The sequence below is a fragment of the Variovorax paradoxus genome, assembly GCF_022009635.1.
GTDB lineage: Bacteria > Pseudomonadota > Gammaproteobacteria > Burkholderiales > Burkholderiaceae_C > Variovorax.
On record NZ_CP091716.1, the window covers coordinates 1,597,535 to 1,615,511 of the forward strand.

Annotated in this window: 17 protein-coding genes; all 17 read right to left on the reverse strand. The window is 64.9% G+C overall.

What is annotated here, in order from left to right; translation table 11 throughout:
• Nucleotides 1–16 precede the first annotated feature (16 nt).
• Complete coding sequence (locus L3V85_RS07540; protein ID WP_100441186.1) at nucleotides 17–262, reverse strand: DUF2274 domain-containing protein; 246 nt, start codon at nucleotides 260–262, stop codon at nucleotides 17–19.
• Complete coding sequence (locus L3V85_RS07545) at nucleotides 259–1,527, reverse strand: TrbI/VirB10 family protein (RefSeq protein WP_100441185.1); 1,269 nt, start codon at nucleotides 1,525–1,527, stop codon at nucleotides 259–261. Before L3V85_RS07545 ends, L3V85_RS07540 begins: the two co-directional genes overlap by 4 nt.
• Before the next feature lie 2 nt (nucleotides 1,528–1,529).
• The gene (trbG, locus tag L3V85_RS07550; protein WP_100441184.1) at nucleotides 1,530–2,528 is read right to left on the reverse strand and encodes a P-type conjugative transfer protein TrbG; all 999 of its coding nucleotides are present in this window, start codon (nucleotides 2,526–2,528) and stop codon (nucleotides 1,530–1,532) included.
• Nucleotides 2,525–3,229 carry a conjugal transfer protein TrbF gene (gene trbF / locus L3V85_RS07555; protein ID WP_094098095.1) on the reverse strand — a complete coding sequence of 235 codons (705 nt, stop codon included), beginning with the start codon at nucleotides 3,227–3,229 and terminating at the stop codon, nucleotides 2,525–2,527. Before trbF ends, trbG begins: the two co-directional genes overlap by 4 nt.
• Nucleotides 3,230–3,241: 12 nt before the next feature.
• Nucleotides 3,242–4,621, reverse strand: a complete 1,380-nt coding sequence (gene trbL / locus L3V85_RS07560; protein ID WP_124148771.1) for a P-type conjugative transfer protein TrbL — start codon at nucleotides 4,619–4,621, stop codon at nucleotides 3,242–3,244.
• A complete protein-coding gene (locus L3V85_RS07565; protein ID WP_124148772.1) occupies nucleotides 4,618–4,902 on the reverse strand; it encodes a hypothetical protein in 285 nt (94 codons plus the stop codon). Before L3V85_RS07565 ends, trbL begins: the two co-directional genes overlap by 4 nt.
• A gap of 12 nt (nucleotides 4,903–4,914) precedes the next feature.
• The gene (gene trbJ / locus L3V85_RS07570) at nucleotides 4,915–5,670 is read right to left on the reverse strand and encodes a P-type conjugative transfer protein TrbJ (RefSeq protein WP_100441180.1); all 756 of its coding nucleotides are present in this window, start codon (nucleotides 5,668–5,670) and stop codon (nucleotides 4,915–4,917) included.
• Nucleotides 5,667–8,141, reverse strand: coding sequence for a conjugal transfer protein TrbE (trbE, locus tag L3V85_RS07575; RefSeq protein ID WP_124148773.1), 2,475 nt, complete (start codon nucleotides 8,139–8,141; stop codon nucleotides 5,667–5,669). Before trbE ends, trbJ begins: the two co-directional genes overlap by 4 nt.
• A gap of 12 nt (nucleotides 8,142–8,153) precedes the next feature.
• Nucleotides 8,154–8,426, reverse strand: a complete 273-nt coding sequence (locus L3V85_RS07580) for a VirB3 family type IV secretion system protein (RefSeq protein ID WP_100441178.1) — start codon at nucleotides 8,424–8,426, stop codon at nucleotides 8,154–8,156.
• A complete protein-coding gene (locus tag L3V85_RS07585; RefSeq protein ID WP_100441363.1) occupies nucleotides 8,423–8,809 on the reverse strand; it encodes a TrbC/VirB2 family protein in 387 nt (128 codons plus the stop codon). The genes L3V85_RS07580 and L3V85_RS07585 overlap by 4 nt, the downstream gene beginning before the upstream one ends.
• Nucleotides 8,809–9,873, reverse strand: a complete 1,065-nt coding sequence (gene trbB, locus L3V85_RS07590; protein ID WP_100441177.1) for a P-type conjugative transfer ATPase TrbB — start codon at nucleotides 9,871–9,873, stop codon at nucleotides 8,809–8,811. Before trbB ends, L3V85_RS07585 begins: the two co-directional genes overlap by 1 nt.
• On the reverse strand, nucleotides 9,870–10,346 hold the full coding sequence (locus tag L3V85_RS07595) for a CopG family transcriptional regulator (RefSeq protein WP_100441176.1): 477 nt from the start codon (nucleotides 10,344–10,346) through the stop codon (nucleotides 9,870–9,872). The genes trbB and L3V85_RS07595 overlap by 4 nt, the downstream gene beginning before the upstream one ends.
• Entirely contained in the window at nucleotides 10,343–12,376 is a 2,034-nt protein-coding gene (locus L3V85_RS07600) for a conjugal transfer protein TraG (protein WP_100441175.1), read from the reverse strand. The genes L3V85_RS07595 and L3V85_RS07600 overlap by 4 nt, the downstream gene beginning before the upstream one ends.
• 234 nt (nucleotides 12,377–12,610) lie before the next feature.
• Complete coding sequence (locus tag L3V85_RS07605; protein ID WP_057055113.1) at nucleotides 12,611–12,889, reverse strand: EexN family lipoprotein; 279 nt, start codon at nucleotides 12,887–12,889, stop codon at nucleotides 12,611–12,613.
• Entirely contained in the window at nucleotides 12,886–13,830 is a 945-nt protein-coding gene (locus L3V85_RS07610; protein ID WP_024100072.1) for a LysR family transcriptional regulator, read from the reverse strand. Before L3V85_RS07610 ends, L3V85_RS07605 begins: the two co-directional genes overlap by 4 nt.
• Nucleotides 13,831–14,511: 681 nt before the next feature.
• Entirely contained in the window at nucleotides 14,512–16,251 is a 1,740-nt protein-coding gene (locus L3V85_RS07615; protein ID WP_124148774.1) for an aldehyde dehydrogenase family protein, read from the reverse strand.
• Nucleotides 16,248–17,888 carry a long-chain fatty acid--CoA ligase gene (locus tag L3V85_RS07620; protein WP_057055114.1) on the reverse strand — a complete coding sequence of 547 codons (1,641 nt, stop codon included), beginning with the start codon at nucleotides 17,886–17,888 and terminating at the stop codon, nucleotides 16,248–16,250. Before L3V85_RS07620 ends, L3V85_RS07615 begins: the two co-directional genes overlap by 4 nt.
• Between the last annotated feature and the right edge of the window lie 89 nt (nucleotides 17,889–17,977).

The window sequence follows — 17,977 nt, forward strand, 5'->3', positions numbered from 1 at the left end:
GGCCTGTCACGCGCCGCTAGGCGGGCTTCTGCGGGCCGGCCTTGGTGCCTGGGCCTCCCTTCTTGAACCCACGATCCCCCGCCATGAACGCCTCTAGCATGTGCGGGATCAACGTCGCCGCATCGACCACTTCGCCATAGGTCTGCGCGTGCAGCGCGGCGTAGCGGTCGAGGTCGGCTTTCAGGCTGGCCGGACACGCAAAGGTCAGCTTGACGCTGGTGGTGGACGGCAACGGCCCAAGGCGTAGTTTTCGTGCGCTCATCGCTGGCCTCCGCGCTGGTAGAACGAGGGCTGGTACGGTCGCAGAACCAAATCGCGGTTGACGATGATCCGCACCGGCAGGCCCGGTCGCTCGGTCAAGGTCGGCTGGATGTTCATGTTGCGCCGGGTCATCTCCTGGCCGACTTGATTGATGCTGTCCTGGGCGCTGTCGCGCCCTGCGATGACGATGCGGTTGCCGTCCTGCCGGTTCTCTGGCGCGGCCAGCTCGGCGCCGACGCCCAGCAGCGTCGTCAGTGCCGCCCCGGCGAAGATGCGGCCCCAGTGGTAGTCCACACTATCTTCCTGCCCGGCATAGCCGGCCGGGTCGGTGCCGACCAGGTTGTCGAGCGTGAGCGAGGACGTGTCCGGCAGGATGATGCGGTTCCACACCACCTGCACGCGGCTCTGTCCGTAGCTGACCTGGCTGTTGTAGCGCCCGAGGATGCGCGAACCCTGCGGGATCAGCAGGAACTTGCCCGTGGCCGTGTCATAGACCGGCTCCGTCACGGTGGCGATCACATCGCCCGGCAAGTCCGACTTGATGCCCGTCACCAGCGCCCCGGCAATGACCGTGCTCGCCATGACCTGATACGGCGACGCGGGCAGCGCCAGATGGCCGGAATTGCGGGTTCCCGTAGAACCACCTTTCAGGAACGCCTCTTTCTGGTCTTGCCGGTTCTGGATGGCGGTCGGATCGGCAGGCTGGGCCGCCATCGAGGCCGGGCCGGTCGCCAGCGGGTCGAAGCCCGCCAAGGCGCTACCCGGCGCAGCCGCAGCGACCTGGACTGCGGCCGGCGCTGTGCCCTTGCCCTGGCCCGAGCGGAAGAACACCGCCGAGGCTGCCGCCGCTTCGGCCTCTTTACGCAAAGCGTCCGCCGGGTCATGCCCAGGCGGCGCATAGGTCGGCGTCACTGGCTGCTGCGAAGCCACGATGGCCGGGCCAAGATCGCCCGGCAGCGGCGGCCCCAACTCGGGCGTCTTCGGCGGCAGCTTGGAGTAGTCGGTCGGCAGGCCGTCCAGCCCTTCGGACTTCGAGACGCGATCGACGTTGTAAAGCTCGGTCTGCTCGCCCGCGCCGCGCTGCTGCGGTTGCAGCGACCAGATCGTGGCCCCGAGCACGGCGACCGAGAGGCCGCCCACGAGCATCGCCAGCGTGCGCCGGTTCAGGCGGGTGACCGGGCGCGGCTGGGCGCGCAGCGCCACCGCTTCGGGCGCGACCTTGCCCGCCTGCGGCGTGGCGAGGTCGGGAGTGTCGTCCTGGCTCATGGTCAGTTCCTCCGTGCCACGCCATCCGTGCGCTCGATCCGCACCACGTCGCCCTTGTCACCTCCCAGGCGCAGCTCGGCCGCGCCAAAGAGGCGATCCACGATGTAGTAAGGCGAGCGGAAGCGATAGTTCACCAGTTGGCCGTCGCCTTCGGCCCCGATCACGAACAGCGGCGGCAGATCGCCCTGCGCAATGCCGGCGGGGAACTGGATATAGACCTTCGCGCCATCGTCGAAGGCGCGCAGCGGCTTCCACGGCGTATTGCTGCCGCTGATCGCGTAGCGAAAGCGCAGGCTCTCCAGCGACAGGCCGCTATCGACCGGCGCGGCGGCACTGGCCGCCTGCGCCTGGCGCTGCAAGGCCAGCATCCGGTCGCGCGGGTACTCCCACGAGACTGACGCCATCCACGTCTTGTCCGTGGAAGTCAGCTCCAGCAAGTACGTCCTGCGGCTGGTGGTGATGACCAGATTGGTTTTCAGGCCCGAGCGGATGGGCTTCACCAGCACGTTCACGCGCAGGTCGGCACCGTTGCCGCTGGACGTGTCACCCACGATCCAGCGCACCGTATCCCCGGCGGCCACCGTCACCAGTTCTTCGCCGGGCTGGAGCGACACCACGGTCACGCGGCCCACGGCCGCATAGACCTGATAGAGCGCGCCATCGGTGAAGGGCCACACCTGAATCGCATTGACGTAGCCCTCGCGCGTGGGCGCGACGCGGGCCTCGGCATTGGCGCGCAAGACGCGCACCTTCTCGTCTGCTGGTTCGGGCGCGGGCTTGGCGTCCTCGGGAACCGGCATCAACTGCGCCGGCATCGGCAGTACCTCTGGCACGGCCACCACCTCCACCGGCGCGGGCGGCTCGGGTAGCGGCTGGGCCTGCACCGGCTCATCGAGCAAGATGGTCGGCGGTGGCTTGCCCTGCGTGGCGCAGCCCGAGAACAGGACAGCCAAGGCAAGCAGGGTCAACGGCAATGCGGTTTTACGGAAAACATCATTCATGGCTTTGCTCCTTCAGAAGAATCCAGTTCTCGGCTCCACGACAGGCCGTTGACGTAGATGCCCAGGGGGTTCTTGCGCAGGCGTTCTTCGGTGCGCGGCGGCTGGACCACGATGGACACCACGGCCGTCCACCGCTCCAGGCCTGTCGCGGCACCGTTGACGTAGCGGCGTTCTGTCCAGCGCACGTTGAAAGACGTGTCGCTGGCGCGCACGACGCTGCTGATCTGCACCGTCACCGACTCCTTGCCGATGCGCGCGAACGGGTCGTTGACCCGCGCGTAGTCGTTGAGCACGGCCGCACCCTTGTCGGTCGTGTAGTCGTAGGCGTCCAGCCAGTTCTGGCGGACGACGATCGGGTCGATGGACAGCGAGCGCACCAGCGTCACGAAGCGCGCGATGTGGTGCGCGGTCTGCGCATCGCCCGGCCGGTACGGCGCGGCGGCTTCGCCCACGGCGCGCACCTGGCCCGCGCTGTCCACCTCCACCACGTAGGGAGTCACGATGGACTGCGCCGAGCGCCACACCAGGCCGCCGGCCATCAGCAGCGCGAGCGTCAGGCAGCCGAAGGCCATCAAGCGCCAGTTCTTCGCCTGCACGCGGGACGAACCAATGCGCTCGTCCCATACTTGGCCGGCAGCTTGGTACGGCGTGGCAGGCTGCGGCGTGTCGGCGTAGCGCACCTGCGGTCGTTTGAATTGCATGGTCAGTTCTCCTTATGAATCGGAATCACGCAGGCTCGGCCCCTGGCCGGAGCCGCCGCCATCGCCACCGCGCAGCGTGTGGGCGGTGGTGGTCGCGGCATGGGTGAGTTGTTGGCGGCGGTTCAGCCGCTTGGCCCAAGCGGGTTGCTCGGGCGGCTGCGCAGCGGCGGCACCGGCGGCACCGGCGGGGGCGGCACCTGTGGCGGCCTGGCCGGCCGACGCGCCAGCGTCACCATTCCAGCCCTCGCGGAACGGCGCGGCCATGCGCTGCCCGGCAGCGGAAGCGCGGGATGCGGCAGCGCGTCCGGCAGACTGCGCGCCGGTCTTGGCGACGTTGCCCAGGCCCGCCATCGCACCCTTGGCGCCGCCGCCAGCGGCGGTGGAACCGGCCTGGAACGCCGACTTCGCGCTGCCAGCCGCCGACGTGGCGGCACGCGCGCCGCTGCCGGCCAGCTTGGCGGCGGCCGGGGCCATGCGGGCACCAGCGGCCACCGCACCGCCCACGCCCGTCGCGGCAGCACCGACGGCCACCGCCGTTCCGGCTGCGCCGACGGCGGCGCCGGCCATCGCGCCCGCGCCGAGCTGGGGCGCACCGGACACGAGGCCCGTGGCGATGCCGGGGCCGAAGATCCCCAGCGCCAGCAAGGTGAGCGAGGCCAGCATGATGACCAGCGCGTGGTCGATGGACGGCTCGGCGGGATGGACTTGGAACTGCGCGAACAGGCCCGAGCCTATGCCGACGATCACGGCCAGCACCAGCACCTTGACGCCGGCGGACACCACGTTGCCCAGCACTTTCTCGGCGAGGAATGAGGTCTTGTTCCACAGCGCGAACGGCACCAGCACGAACCCGGCGAGCGTGGTCAGTTTGAACTCGATCAGCGTGATGAAAAGCTGGATCGCCAGCACGAAGAAGCACAGCAGGACGATCAGCCAGGCGAGGAACATCACCACGATGGGGTCGAGGTTCACGAACACCTCGGGGAAGCCGGCCATCTCGCCGATCTGTTCCAGAATCGGTGCCCCGGCGTCTATGCCGGTCTTGGCGAGCCGGCCCGGCTGCAAGAAGTTCTCCATCGTGATGGCCGAGCCGGTGGCGGTGATGCCCAGCCCCGCGAACGAGCGGAACACGATGCTGGCCAGCCAGTTGAAGTTGTTGAGGATGTAGGCGAAGGCACCGACGTAGAGCACCTTGCGCAGCAGCTTGGCGATCACGTCATCGCCCTGGCCGGTGGCGTGGCTCATGGCCCAATACAGGCCGGCGATCGTCATGTCGATCACGATCAGCGTGGCCGAGAGGAATGCCACTTCGCCGCGCAGCAGACCGAAACCCGAGTCGATGTAGGTAGCGAAGGTGTTGAGGAACTGGTCAATGATGGTCACGTCATTCATGGCGCGCCCTCCGGTTCCTCGAAGCTGGGCGGGATCGGCGGCAGGTCGGCCAGCGTCCGGTATTCATCCGGCCCGGCCTCGCCGGAAAAGAAGCGCCGCCGGAAGGCTTCGGCGGCGGCGCGGCAAGCGTCCTCGCCCGTGGCCAGCCGGTCGGCCGCGCATTGCACGCGCAATGCCTTGAGCCGCGCGGGATCGGCGGCCAGGGCATTGGCGAGGTTGTCGGCCGGCTGCTCGCCGCAGGCGGCCAGCAGCACGGCACCAAGGACGAGGACGCATCGCATGTCGGCCTCCCGTCAGTCGCGGTAGAAGTTGACGGACTGCGGCGTGTACGGCGTGCCTTCCCCGAGAAAGCGCCGCCGCACTTCGCGGGAGCGCTCGGCCGCCGCCGCCTGCCGCGCCAGCTCCAGCGAGGCCGCGCGGTCTTGCGTGATCTGTAGCCGCTGCGACTGGATCGACTGCTTGGCCTGTAAGGCGAGCAACTGGTTCATGGCCTGCATTGCCTGCAACGCGCCCTCGGCCGACTGGCTCTTGCCCACGAGGTCGGCCAGCACGCTTTCGTCGTCGCTCAGGTTCTGCGACGCCTGGGCTTGCATCTGCATGGTGGTCTGCAAGCCGTTGAGCGTGTTCTTCCAACGCTCCTGCGCATCGAGGTACATCTGATTGCCGCTCACCGTGGCGGCGTACTTCTCGGGATACAGGCGGGCGAACTCGCGGTCGATGCTCGTCACGTCGTAGGCCAAGCCCTTGGCTTGCGCGATCAGCCGCTGGGTGGTCGCCAGGTTCGCGCGCAACTGGCCCACCACGCTGGACGGCAGGCTGGCCAGGTTGCGCGCCTGGTTGATGAGCATCTGCACTTCGTTCTGGAGCTGGCGGATCTGGTTGTTGATCTGCTCCAGCGTGCGAACGGCGGTCAGCGTGTTCTGCACCAGATTGGTCGGGTCGAGCACGATGTCGCCGACGCCGAACAGCGCGTGCGCGGGCTGCGCGATGCCGAAGGCGAGCAAGCAAACGACGGTCAGTGCGGCGAGCTTTGGGGTATGCAGTTTCATGGCTGGTTCTCCTGTGGGTGGTTGGCGGTACGGAGGGAGCCCGGCGCGAGGCCGGGGAACGAGGGCAACAGATCGGCCGCCCAATCGAGGCCGCGATGGCGCAGCCAAGCGGCTGCGAACGGGGAAGACGCTGCGGAGCTGGCATCGACTACGGCGAGCACCGCATCCATGTCGCGCTGGTCTTGCGGCGTGGATGCGCCCGCGAAGGCCAGCGTCGCCGGCCCCAGGTCGAGGTCGAACAGGCGGTTGCCGAGGCGGGATTGGTAGTAGTAGTCGCGCTTGGGCTGCGCGGTGGCGACGATTTCGATCTGGCGGCTGTTGAGGCCGAAGCCCTGGTAGATCGTGCGAATCTGCGGCTCGGTCGCCTGCGGGTTCGGCAGGAAGATGCGGCTCGCGCAGCTTTCGATGATCGCGGGCGCGATGCTCGAATCCTTGATGTCGGCCAGCGACTGCGTGGCGAAGATGACGCTGACGTTCTTCTTGCGCAGCGTCTTGAGCCACTGGCGGATGCGCGCGGCAAACACCGGGTCATCGAGGAACAGCCAGGCTTCATCGAGGATCAGTAGCATGGGCGCACCGTCAAAGCGTTCATCGAAACGCGCAAAGAGGTAATGCAGCACGGCCATGACGGCGGCCTTGCTGTGCATCAGTTCCTCCATCTCGAAGCACTGCACGTCGGCCATGCCCAGCCGGTCGTGGTCGGCGTCCAGCAGCTTGCCGTGAGCACCGCCGAGCACATAGGGCGCGAGCGCCTGGCGCAACGCGTTGGACTGCAAGAGGACGGACAGCCCGGTCATCGTGCGCTGCTCCACCGGCGCACCGGCGAGGCTGCCGAGTGCCGACCAGATGGCGGCCTTCTCGTCGGGGCCAACTGCTACGCCTTCGTGTAGTAAGCGGCCTTCGATCCATTCGGCCGCCCAGGTGCGGTAGCCTTCGCGGTCGATACGGGCAAGCGGCTGGAAGGCGATTTCGCCATCCGTGCCCAGGTCGTAGTGCTCGCCTCCCAGCCCGAGGATCGTGGCGCGCATCGAGCGCCCCATGTCGAAGGCGAAGATGCGCGAGCCGCGATAGCGGCGGAACTGCATCGCCAGCGTGGCAAGCAACACCGACTTGCCCATGCCGGTCGGGCCGGCGACCAGCGTGTGGCCCACGTCGCCGATGTGCGTCACCAGCCGGAACGGCGTCGCGCCATCGGTGCGCGTGACGATCAGCGGCGGGCCTTCGAGGTGGTCGTTCTTCTCCGGCCCGGCCCATACCGCCGACACCGGCATCAGGTGCGCCAGGTTCAGCGTCGAGACGATGGGCTGGCGAACATTGGCGTAGGCGTTGCCCGGAATGGACGACAGCCACGCATCCACGGCATTGAGCGTTTCGGGGATCGTGACGAAGCCGCGCCCTTGGATGACACGCTCCACCATGCGCAGCTTCTCGTCGGCTGCGCCGGCGTCCGCGTCCATGACGGTGACGGTCGCCGTCAGATAGCCGAAGGCGACTTGATCGCTGCCCAGCTCTTGCAAGGCCGCATCCGCGTCGGCAGCCTTGTTGCTGGCGTCGGTATCGACCAGCGGGCTTTCTTGTTGAAAGATCGTTTCGCGTAGCAGCGCGATGACGTTTTTGCGCTTGGCAAACCACTGGCGGCGCAGGCGAGCGAGTTCTTTTTCCGCCTCGGATTTGTCCAGGCACAGGAAGCGCGTACTCCAGCGATACGCAAATCCCAGGCGGTTGAGGTCGTCCAGAATCCCCGGCCAGGTCGAGGTCGGGAAGCCCCGCACCGTCGCCACGCGCAGGTGCTGGTCGCCCAGCATCGGGGCCAGCCCGCCAACAAGGGCAGAATCCGCCAGCAGTGCGTCGATGTGGAACGGCACCTCGGGCACGGCCACGCGATAGCGCCGCGTCGAAATGGTCGAATGCAGATAGGTCAGTGTCTGGCTGTCATCCAGCCAGGCGATCTCCGGCATCACGCCATCGAGCAGGTCTAAGACCCGTTCGGTCTCCGCCATGAAGGCGGTCAGGCGCTCGCGCCAGTCCACGCCTTCGGTGGGACGGTTCTCATACAACATGCCCGCCGCGCGGGCGCGGGATTCCTCGGGCGGCTGGTACACCAGCGTCAGATGGTAGCCGCTCTCGAAATGGTTGCCCGATTCCTCGAACGCTGCACGGCGTTCCTCGTTCACCAGCCACGACAGCGCCTCGGGAAACTCGGAGTGCGGGTAGTCGGCGGCGGCGCGGCGCTCGGCTTCGATGAACAGCGCCCAGCCCGAACCCAGCCGGCGCAGTGCGTTGTTCAAGCGTGCCGACGTGGCGATCAGCTCGCCTTGCGTGGCGCTGTCGAGGTCAGGCCCGCGAAACCGCACCGTGCGCTGGAAACTGCCGTCCTTGTTCAAGACGACACCCGACGCGACCAGCCCGGCCCAGGGCAGCCAGTCGGCCAGCAGCGCGGGCCGCTGGCGGTATTCGGCAAGGTTCAGCATGGCGGCGTCCCCTCACACGTCCAGCAGTGGGCGGTGCTTGATGTGCCGGGCGAACACGGCCATGAACTGCGGATCGACACGCGCACCCCATACCGCCAGCGAATGGCCGACGATCCAGAGCGCGAAGCCAGGAATCCACAGTTGCAGGCCCAGCCCGACGGCGGCGGCCAGCGTGCCGTTGGTAATCGCCACGGTGCGCGGTGCGCCGCCCAGCAGGATCGGCTCCGTGAGCGAGCGATGCAGCGGAACCTCGAACCCAGCCGCGAAGGTATCGGGCGCGTTCATACGACCGCCCCGCCCGAGAAGCTGAAGAACGACAGGAAGAACGAGGACGCGGCGAATGCGATGCTCAAGCCGAACACGATCTGGATCAGCTTGCGGAAGCCGCCCGACGTGTCACCGAACGCGAGCGCAAGGCCCGTGGCGATGATGATGATGACTGCGACGATGCGCGCCACCGGCCCCTGGATGGATTCGAGGATGGATTGCAGGGGGCCTTCCCACGGCATCGAGGAACCGGCGGCCTGAGCGGTTCCGGCCAGGAACAACAGCAGTGCGGCCAGCAGCAGTCCTTGCGCCGTAGGGCGGGCCAAGCTGCGCAGCCGCGCGAGGCCGGACAGGTTGAAATGCGGATTTACGGAAACACGGAAAGCATGGGCGTGCGTCATCATGGAAGTTCTCCAGAAAGGTCGAGGGATAGGGATGGCGCCGCAGCGGGTGCGGCATCGGGAAGTGGCGGCAGCTCGGGAAACGGCGTCTCCAGCGCGTCCGCCCCCCAATCCACCAGTCGGTAGCCCACGCCATCGAAGCCGACGACGCGGGCGATGCTCTCGATGCGGCGCTTGCGTCCGCGTCCGGCAATGTGGATCACCACATTGACCGCCTCGGCGATCAGCGCACGCGGCGGGTTCACCGCCACTTCGAGAATCAGTTGCTCCATGCGCAGCAGCGCGCCCAGCGCGGAACCCGCGTGGATCGTGGCGATGCCGCCGGGATGGCCGGTGCCCCACACCTTGATGAGATCCAGCGCCTCGGCGCCGCGCACCTCGCCGACGACGACGCGATCAGGCCGCAGGCGCATGGACGAACGCACCAGCTGGGTCATGGACACCACGCCGGAGCGCGTGCGCAACGGCACGTGGTCGCGGGCCGCACATTGCAGCTCGATCGTGTCTTCGAGCACCAGCACGCGGTCGCCCGTGGCGGCTATCTCGGCCAGCAGCGCGTTCGCCAAGGTCGTCTTGCCGCTGCTCGTCGCCCCGGCGATCAGCACGTTCTGGCGCTCGCGCACGGCCCGCACCAGAAAGCCCGCCTGGGCGGCGGTCATCATTCCCTCCACGACGTACCGCTCCAGCGGAATCACGCCGATGGCACGCTTGCGCAGCGCAAAGGCCGGCCCCGGTGCAGCGGGCGGCAAGATGCCCTCGAAGCGTTCGCCGGTTTCGGGCAGCTCGGCGGACAGCAGCGGCTGGCCGCGATGCACCTCCGCGCCGACATGGGCAGCGACCAGGCGAATGATTCGCTCGCCATCCGCTTCGGGCATTTCCACGCCCATCGGCGCGCGGCCCGAGGACAGGCGATCCACCCAAAGGGTGCGATCCGGGTTGAGCATGATTTCCACCACGTCGGGGTCTTCGAGCGCGGTGGCGATCAGCGGCCCCATTGCCGTGCGCAGCATCTGGATGCGCCGGTCGAGCGACGTGGCGCTCATGGATTGGGGAACTGCGCTCATGACGCACGCTCCTGCGCTTCTGTGGCTGCCGCCGCGTCCTCCATCCGTACCGGATCAGGATGCAGTTCTTCCACTACGTCACGCACGAGGCTTCGCCCGCGCAGCAGGTGGCGACCAAGCTGCTCCACGAACTGCTCGAAGCGCGCTTTGCCCTGGGCGCGCGCTGCCTCTTGGTGCGCCTCGGGAACCGGCGTGCTGACCGTGAGGTAGTAGCGGATGAACAGCGCCAGCGTTTCGATGGCGATGTTCTGGTCGCGCTCCATACGCTCGGCCTGGCGCGACAGGCGATCCAGCCGCTTGGCGATGGCCGCCTCGCGCTGGTCGGCGGCATCGGGCGACAGCCAGGACGCCAAGGCGGCAGCGACGATGCTGGATTTGGACACGCCTTTCTTGGCGGCCAGTTCGTCGAGCCGCTGGGCGTGCTCGGGCTGGATAAAGAGATTCAGGCGATAACTTGAACGATGTGGGCTCATAGTTCGATTCCATCGTTGGGGTCGAGGGATGCCAGCCGGGCCGTGCGCTGCATGGCCGTATCGAGCTGGCGAGGAAGGGGAAGCGGCAGGTCGTCGTCGTCATCGAGCAGCCCGAGGTCGGCCGCGGGTGCGGCTTGCTCGGGGTCGTAGGCGACTGCCTCAGTTAGCTCGGGCTGGCGGCGCGGGCCGCCGTCGTCGGCCGTTCCCAGGTGCTCCAGGCCATCGGCGGATGCCGTGGCCGGTGCGGCAGGCGTCGGCGGAATCGCCAGGCCACTCCAGTCGTCAGCGCGTACCGGAGGAACATCGGCATAGCGCCCTGGACTGGACGCTGTGGCGAGCGCAGGCGGCGACAGAACGCGCCGCTTGAAGTTGGCGTCGGCGTAGTAGCGCAGCTTCTTGGCCCTGATCGGCGCCACGCTCGACACCATCACCACGGCTTCGTCGGGTGGTAGCTGCATGACTTCGCCCGGCGTGAGCAGCGGGCGGGCCGTTTCCTGCCGCGACACCATGAGGTGCCCCAGCCACGGCGCGAGGCGATGGCCCGCGTAGTTGCGCTGCGCGCGCAGCTCGGTCGCGGTGCCCAGCGTCTCGGAAATGCGCTTGGCCGTGCGTTCGTCGTTGGTGGCGAACGTCACGCGCACATGGCAGTTGTCGAGGATCGAATGGTTCTGCCCATACGCCTTGTCGATCTGGTTGAGCGACTGCGCGATGAGGAAGCTGCGGATGCCGTAGCCCGCCATGAAGGCCAAGGCCGTCTCGAAGAAGTCCAGGCGCCCGAGCGCCGGAAACTCATCGAGCATCAGCAGCAGCTTGTGGCGGCGCTCGATGCCATCGCTGCCGTCGAGTGATTCGGTGAGCCGCCGCCCGATCTGGTTGAGGATCAAGCGGATCAGCGGCTTCGTGCGCGAAATGTCCGAAGGCGGCACTACGAGGTACAGCGATACCGGGTGCTCGGCGGAAATGAGGTCTGCAATGCGCCAGTCGCAGCGCGACGTGACTTCGGCCACCGTAGGGTCTCGGTACAGGCCGAGGAACGACATGGCGGTGGACAGCACGCCCGAGCGCTCGTTGTCGCTCTTGTTGAGCACTTCGCGCGCCGCAGAGGCCACCACCGGATGCGGGCTTCCACCGTTCCCGTTCATCAGGTGGGGCGTGGTCATCATCCGGTGCAGGGTCAGCTCGAAGGGACTGGCCGGATCGGAGAGGAAGTTGGCGACGCCGCGCAGCGTCTTGTCTTCGCCCGCATACAGAACATGCAGGATGGCGCCCACCAGCAGCGCGTGCGAAGTCTTCTCCCAATGGTTGCGCTTCTCCAGCGCGCCTTCGGGATCGACCAGAATGTCCGCGATGTTCTGCACGTCGCGCACCTCATGCGCGCCGCGCCGCACCTCCAGCAGCGGGTTGTAGGCCGCCGACTTCGCATCCGTGGGGTTGAACAGCAGGCAATGCGAGAAGCGCGAGCGCCAGCCGGCGGTGATCTGCCAGTTCTCGCCCTTGATGTCATGGACGACGGCGGACGCGGGCCAGGAAAGCAGCGTTGGCACCACCAGGCCGACACCCTTGCCGCTGCGCGTCGGCGCGAAGGTCAGGACGTGTTCCGGGCCTTCGTGGCGCAGGTACTGGCGGTCGTGCTGGCCGAGGAACACGCCGGCCGGCTGCGTGAGGCCCGCCTTGCGAATGTCCTCCGCGTTGGCCCAGCGGGCCGAGCCGTAGGTGGTGACGAGGCGTGATTGGCGCGAGCGCCAGATCGACATGCCGATGGCGACCAGCACAGCGACAAGGCCGCTGCCGCCGGCAAACGCACCGCCGATGTCGAAAACACGGGGCGCGTAGGCGTCGAAGAAGAACCACCACTCGAACAACCGCCACGGGTGGTAGATCGGCGTACCCAGGAAATCAAACCAGGGCGAGCCAAGGCGTAGCTGATAGCCCAGAGCGGCGGCTGTCCATTGCGTGGCGCTCCAGACGCCAGCGATCACGATGCCGAATACCACGGCGATCTGACCGAACAGTACGTTCGTCCCTTGCATGACCTTGCCTCCGATTTCTCCTGCGCTGATTCCTCATGGGAAAAGCGGCACAAGGGCGTGCCGCAACCGTCAGGATCGGTGTCAGGTCAGTGCCGGTCAAAGACCGTTTCAGGCAGAAAGATCGAGCAAAAGGAAAGAATTCGTGAAGCGGCGAGTCAAAGAAAAACGCCACAAGCACTGGCGCATTGCAGCGTGTTGAGAAAATAATGAGGTGATGCGGCTAACCGCCAACAGTCAGAACTTCGGCGATTCTTTCGGTGGCGCGTACGGGGTTTCGCCGTCGCCATAGAACCGCTTGCGCGTGGCTTCGGCGACCCGGTTGCACAGAAGGTCACCCAACTTGGGGCGGCCGGCTTTGCATTGCCGCCGCAGCTCCTTGAGCCGTTCGGGGTTGGCTGCCAGTTCTTTCACCGTTGGAATGCTGACCTCTGAGACGGCGGCCTTTTGAGGCGTCTCGGACTGGCCGCAGGCTGTCAGGGCTGCCACGAACAGGAAGGGGATGATCTTCTTCACGGCCTCGGTTCCTCCGGTGGATCGGGATGGAGGTCCGGTATGGGCCCGGGCGACTCCGGTGACTCGACGGCCTGCACGCGCTCAATGAACCGCGCCAGCACATCGGACGAGTTGCCTTCGAGACGCAGCAGGTAAGTTGTCAAAGGCGGCACGCGCGATGCCAACGGCCGGGCCACGACGCCAGGCTCGCGATTGGCAGCAATGCGTGCGGCACCGACCAGTCCCAGCGCGAAGCCGGCTGATACCAGGGCCATCATCAGGTCAGTGGATGCCACCCGCTCTGCAATCAGTGGCTCCATATCCGCGCGGCGTAGCACCCGCTCAACGTGCTTGGCATGGCCTTCACATGCCTGTGGATCGCACAAGACCAACGGATAGCGCAAAAGTTCGTCTAAAGGAATGCGCTTATGTGCCAGTAGGGGGTGCCGAGCGGGCACTGCCACTATCAGCGCATCGCTCCAAGCGGGCACGGAAACGATGCCATTGCCAACTTCGTTGGACTGGGCGAACCCTACGTCATAGAGATCGTCATGCAGCCCTTTGATCTGCTGCGACAGCGGCACCTCGAAGAGGCGAATCTCGACCTCAGGTTCTTCTTGGCGACAAAGTACAAGCAAAGCGGATAGGCGCGACAGCGTGATACCGTCGGACAGAGCCACGCGCAGTTGCCTGTGAAAGCCATTGGCTGCCGCTTTCACGCTGTCACGCGCTTGTTCCAAGGCAGCAAACACGCGACGCACGTGCTCAAGGAACAGATTCCCGGCTCGGGTTAGCCGCGTGCTGCGTGTGGTACGAGCAAACAAAATCACGCCTAGTTCTTCTTCCAGTTCCTTGATGGCGCGCGATAGCGGCGACTGCTCGATATACAATCGCTCGGCGGCGCGGGCGAAGTGGAGTTCTTCGGCCACAGCCAGAAAGCAGCGCAAATGACGAAGTTCCATATCCCGTTCCTCACTAGGTGACTGGCAAAGCCCTGTGGTGATGCATGGCCGAGTGACCTGCCCCAACGCGTGCATTGCCTTCGATAAGTTCTACTTCGTTGCCCACGTCACAAGCGATGTTGACTAGACGCCTCACCTTGGACAGAAGATCCAACCGGATCTCGAGGGCTCATGCTGGGCGTTGATCAGAGACCGCATCCGCCTGTCCGCCTTCCTACGGGCCGATCTGAGCAGCCTCATCACCCAAGTTGCGACCAAGCGCACGGCGCGCGAGCCTTTACCGAAAGCGGCTGCACGAGTTCCCCGTTCGGAAGCAGACCATCGTCGCGTGCGAGATGCGCACCCAGTGGTACACGACCTTCATGCGCTCCGGGGTTGAGCCGAGGAGGGGCGCTTGTCTGATCCGCAAACATTTCGAGGACATCGTTGCCTAGACGCAAGTCCGTCAGACCAACGGCTTCTTCCATGCGGCTAAGCGCAAGGCGCGCGTCTACCCGCTTCGCCACCAGGTGAACCGTATTCTTCCTGAGCACAGGCAAGCCCAACTTCGTTCAGATAGGCCCGCAACTGCTTAACCCACGCAAAGTCGGAAAGAGTCTGTAGCGAAAGAGCCCTTGATTCACCTCCAGACTTGCTTGGGTAAACTGAAAATCCTTTCAAATTGGTATGAATTTCTCGCCGTCACCCACGCAGGGCGTTGACGAAAATCCTCGGCAGCTTGGTCCAGCTGGGTTTGAACTGGAAGTCGGTCAAGAGACGGCCAATCACATCTTGCCGCCGGTTCGTGATGAACCAAGGTGGCCGAGGAAGGAGCGTTGGATGCAGTGAGAGCAGACTGCGAGGGAATGGTCGCCATGGGGCGGATATGACGGTACGCTCCGTTCCTTCAAGCATGAACGAGTTATGTACCGTCCCAATACCAGATTGCGGATCGCGCGACGACCCTCCGGGAAATCCTCCCCAGGGGCAGGGTGCAAGCAGAAATCCCAATCCGGTCCAAGCATTAACGGCGATGGTGCCGTAGCGCAGCTTTTGAAGCAGTTCTTCGAAGCGTTGACGACCGATCTCTCGCACAGTCTTGGGGTGAATCAGAATATTTGCCCCCAGACTGCCGTACAAGCGGTCATTAGCGTACACAACGGCTGATTCAAGGTATGACCCCGCATCTTCATATTCGAAGGATTTCATTGCTAACGCCGTGCCGAAGATTTCGTGCTGCGCCAGCCAGGACTCATCGCCCCGATCCATGTTCGCAAGAACGCACGCGGGTGCACGAAGCCCACGGTCGATCGCATCCGAACCCCCAGCGTGGGCAGCAAATTCCTCAATGCGCTGCTGGTTGCCAGGGTAGTAGGCCTCCCGCTGGCCGTAGCGCGACATGACATTGGATATAGCAGACAAAAGTTTGTCCGTATGTTGCCAGCCACGAGGTACTATTAGGGTTTGGCATGCCACGCAGTTAAAGCCGGAGTTGTGCAACTTGTGAGTTGCTATCTGTTCGGCTTGAAAGCGGATGTCGGCGGTCGACCACGGCCCGGGCACCACAATGGTGGGGCAAACTGCGCCTAGTTCGGACGTGATCTTTCGGTGGTTCTTCGGTGTATTCGCGGCCTTATTGCGTGCGCCTTCTTCTCCGATGCCCCAAACGATGGCATCGTGGGTGGCCTTGGCGCCGGTGATGTGAATTTCCTCCACCAGCGGATGCTCGCACAAGTAGGCCCCCACAGCGCCATCGCCGCGAACGATGCGTAGTGCGTTGCATTCGATCAGGGGCCGCAGGGCTGCATTGAGATAGTCGGTCAGGTAGTCGTTGACCGGATTCATCTTCAGCAGAACCACCTGGTTTTCGATAAACAGCTTCTGAAATGCATCGAGAGGCGAGATGGCCGCGATGTTTCCTGCCCCCAAGACTAGGGCCACCTTACCGCGCCGCTGTTCGGGAACGATGTCATAGGCGACCGCAGCATGTTGAGCGAGACTGGCCTCGGAGATTCCCTTTTGCATCCAGACTTCAGCTGAGACCCCGGATAGGAGCAACCGATCCCAGATCGAATGGGGCAGAACTCTAACCGCCAATAGCCCATTCTTGAGGTGGCGCAAGGGCAGGTGATTGAGGTATTCCTTTCTATCAATGGCACCGAGTGTCTGCATCAACCCGTTGCAGGCGCCCATGAGGGCGTAGGGGCCGGAGAGCCATTCCTCCCCGGCCAGCGGCGATGCATGCGGAATGCGCTTCTTCCGGGCAGCTGTCTCCGCCCACCCCTGCGCAACCTGCATCAGCGCCGGCTTGATGCGGCCGAGGATAGCAATCCGATCCGCGACCGAGGTTTTTGCCCAGTGGTGCTTGGCCCCATCCAGTGCCTGCAAGTCCTGATCCAACAGGGCCTGAATATCGAAATTTGGGAGAGCGGTACCCGTCACTGCGTGCTCTCCCTGGTACTTCCGGCCAGGAGGCCGCCATAGGCTTCGCGGAGCCTGTTCTTGAACACCTTCCCAGTGCCACTGAGTGGCAACGCGTCAATGAAGACGGCTTTGTCGGGGATCTGCCAGTCCGGCAAACGTCCTTTGAAGAAGGCCAGAAGGTCCGCTTCGGACACATTCGCGCCTTCCTTTTTCACGGCGACCAGAACCGGTCGTTCGTCCCACTTCGGGTGGGGCACGCCGATTGCCGCCGCATTGGCGATGGCAGGATGTCCGATAGCGATGTTCTCGATATCGACCGATGAAATCCACTCTCCACCAGACTTGATGATGTCCTTGGCGCGGTCGCGGATGACCATATAGCCGTTGGCATCAAGCGTTGCTATATCACCGGTGTCGAACCAGCCATCACTGGTCAGCGCACTGGATTCGGCGCCGAAGTAGCTGCTGACGATCCAGTGCCCCCTGATCTGTAGTTTGCCCGGGGATTTGCCGTCGTTCGGCAAGACTGCGCCGCCGTCATCGACCACGCGCAGCTGAACGCCGTAGGGTGGTCGTCCCTGCCCCAGTCGCACTTCGCTCTGCCGCTGAGGATCAAGATGAATGTGGCGAGCCAGTGGTTGATTCAGGGTGCCCAGCGGGCTCGTTTCGGTCATGCCCCAGGCATGGATCAGTTCGACACCGAACTCGTCCCGGAACGCGGCGAACATCGACGGCGGCAGTGCCGCGCCGCCAACGATGGTGCGTTTCAAGCTTTTGGGCTTGGTGCCGCGCGCCCTCAACGCCGCCAGCAGTCCCATCCAGATCGTGGGAACGCCAAGTGCCAGACCGACTTCCTCGTCGTCGATCAGGGTGGCGAGACTTGGGCCGTCAAGGTTCGGGCCAGGCAATACCAGTTTCGCTCCCTGCGCCGCCGCAATGTAGGGCACTCCCCAGGCGTTGACGTGAAACATGGGAACAACCGGCATGACAGCATCGCGGGCCGAAACGCCAATGCCGTCCGGGCTGTTGCCCGCCAACGCATGCAGCACCGTGGAGCGGTGGCTGTAAAGCACACCCTTCGGATGTCCCGTAGTGCCGGAGGTGTAACACAACGACGAAGGTAGATCCTCGTCAATGCTCGGCCACGGGTAGTCGGCGTCGCCCGATGCGACCACCTCGTCGTAGAACCGCAAGCCATCCAACATGCCCGATGCCTCCTCATCGCGTGGCCCCATGAGAATGACATGTTTGACGGTGCTCAATGCCGACCGAAGCTTGGCCACAATGGGCAGAAAGGTCCGGTCGATGAACAGCACCTGATCATCGGCGTGGTTGACGATGTAGATCAGGGTTTCGGCGGACAGGCGCGGATTGACCGTGTGGCACACCATGCCCGCGCCGGAAACGCCATAGTAAATTTCCAAATGTCGCCGATTGTTCCATGCAATGGTCGCGCAGCGCTCGCCCGATTGCACGCCCAGCTTGGCCAGCGCTGACGACAGGCGTCGCGCATTGATCTCGACTTGACCCCAAGTCGTGTGTTCGATCCCGCCCGTGGTGTTGACGGAAACGACTGGCGTATCGGCATGGTAACGCGCAGCATGGGCGATGAGACTGGAGACGAGCAAAGGCTCGCGCATCATTTTTCCGAGCATTTTTCTACTTTCTTTCAGAATTGGTGTTTGAGGCCGACGTCGACAACAAGAGGATTGAGGCGAATGGAGACTGAAGTAGACGGTCCACC

Excerpts from the sequence above, each read along its gene's own strand:
- L3V85_RS07540 (WP_100441186.1), bottom strand. The coding sequence starts at position 262 with ATGAGCGCACGAAAACTACGCCTTGGGCCGTTGCCGTCCACCACCAGC.
- L3V85_RS07545 (WP_100441185.1), bottom strand. The coding sequence starts at position 1,527 with ATGAGCCAGGACGACACTCCCGACCTCGCCACGCCGCAGGCGGGCAAG.
- trbG (WP_100441184.1), bottom strand. The coding sequence starts at position 2,528 with ATGAATGATGTTTTCCGTAAAACCGCATTGCCGTTGACCCTGCTTGCC.
- trbF (WP_094098095.1), bottom strand. The coding sequence starts at position 3,229 with ATGCAATTCAAACGACCGCAGGTGCGCTACGCCGACACGCCGCAGCCT.
- trbL (WP_124148771.1), bottom strand. The coding sequence starts at position 4,621 with ATGAATGACGTGACCATCATTGACCAGTTCCTCAACACCTTCGCTACC.
- L3V85_RS07565 (WP_124148772.1), bottom strand. The coding sequence starts at position 4,902 with ATGCGATGCGTCCTCGTCCTTGGTGCCGTGCTGCTGGCCGCCTGCGGC.
- trbJ (WP_100441180.1), bottom strand. The coding sequence starts at position 5,670 with ATGAAACTGCATACCCCAAAGCTCGCCGCACTGACCGTCGTTTGCTTG.
- trbE (WP_124148773.1), bottom strand. The coding sequence starts at position 8,141 with ATGCTGAACCTTGCCGAATACCGCCAGCGGCCCGCGCTGCTGGCCGAC.
- L3V85_RS07580 (WP_100441178.1), bottom strand. The coding sequence starts at position 8,426 with ATGAACGCGCCCGATACCTTCGCGGCTGGGTTCGAGGTTCCGCTGCAT.
- L3V85_RS07585 (WP_100441363.1), bottom strand. The coding sequence starts at position 8,809 with ATGACGCACGCCCATGCTTTCCGTGTTTCCGTAAATCCGCATTTCAAC.
- trbB (WP_100441177.1), bottom strand. The coding sequence starts at position 9,873 with ATGAGCGCAGTTCCCCAATCCATGAGCGCCACGTCGCTCGACCGGCGC.
- L3V85_RS07595 (WP_100441176.1), bottom strand. The coding sequence starts at position 10,346 with ATGAGCCCACATCGTTCAAGTTATCGCCTGAATCTCTTTATCCAGCCC.
- L3V85_RS07600 (WP_100441175.1), bottom strand. The coding sequence starts at position 12,376 with ATGCAAGGGACGAACGTACTGTTCGGTCAGATCGCCGTGGTATTCGGC.
- L3V85_RS07610 (WP_024100072.1), bottom strand. The coding sequence starts at position 13,830 with ATGGAACTTCGTCATTTGCGCTGCTTTCTGGCTGTGGCCGAAGAACTC.
- L3V85_RS07620 (WP_057055114.1), bottom strand. The coding sequence starts at position 17,888 with ATGCTCGGAAAAATGATGCGCGAGCCTTTGCTCGTCTCCAGTCTCATC.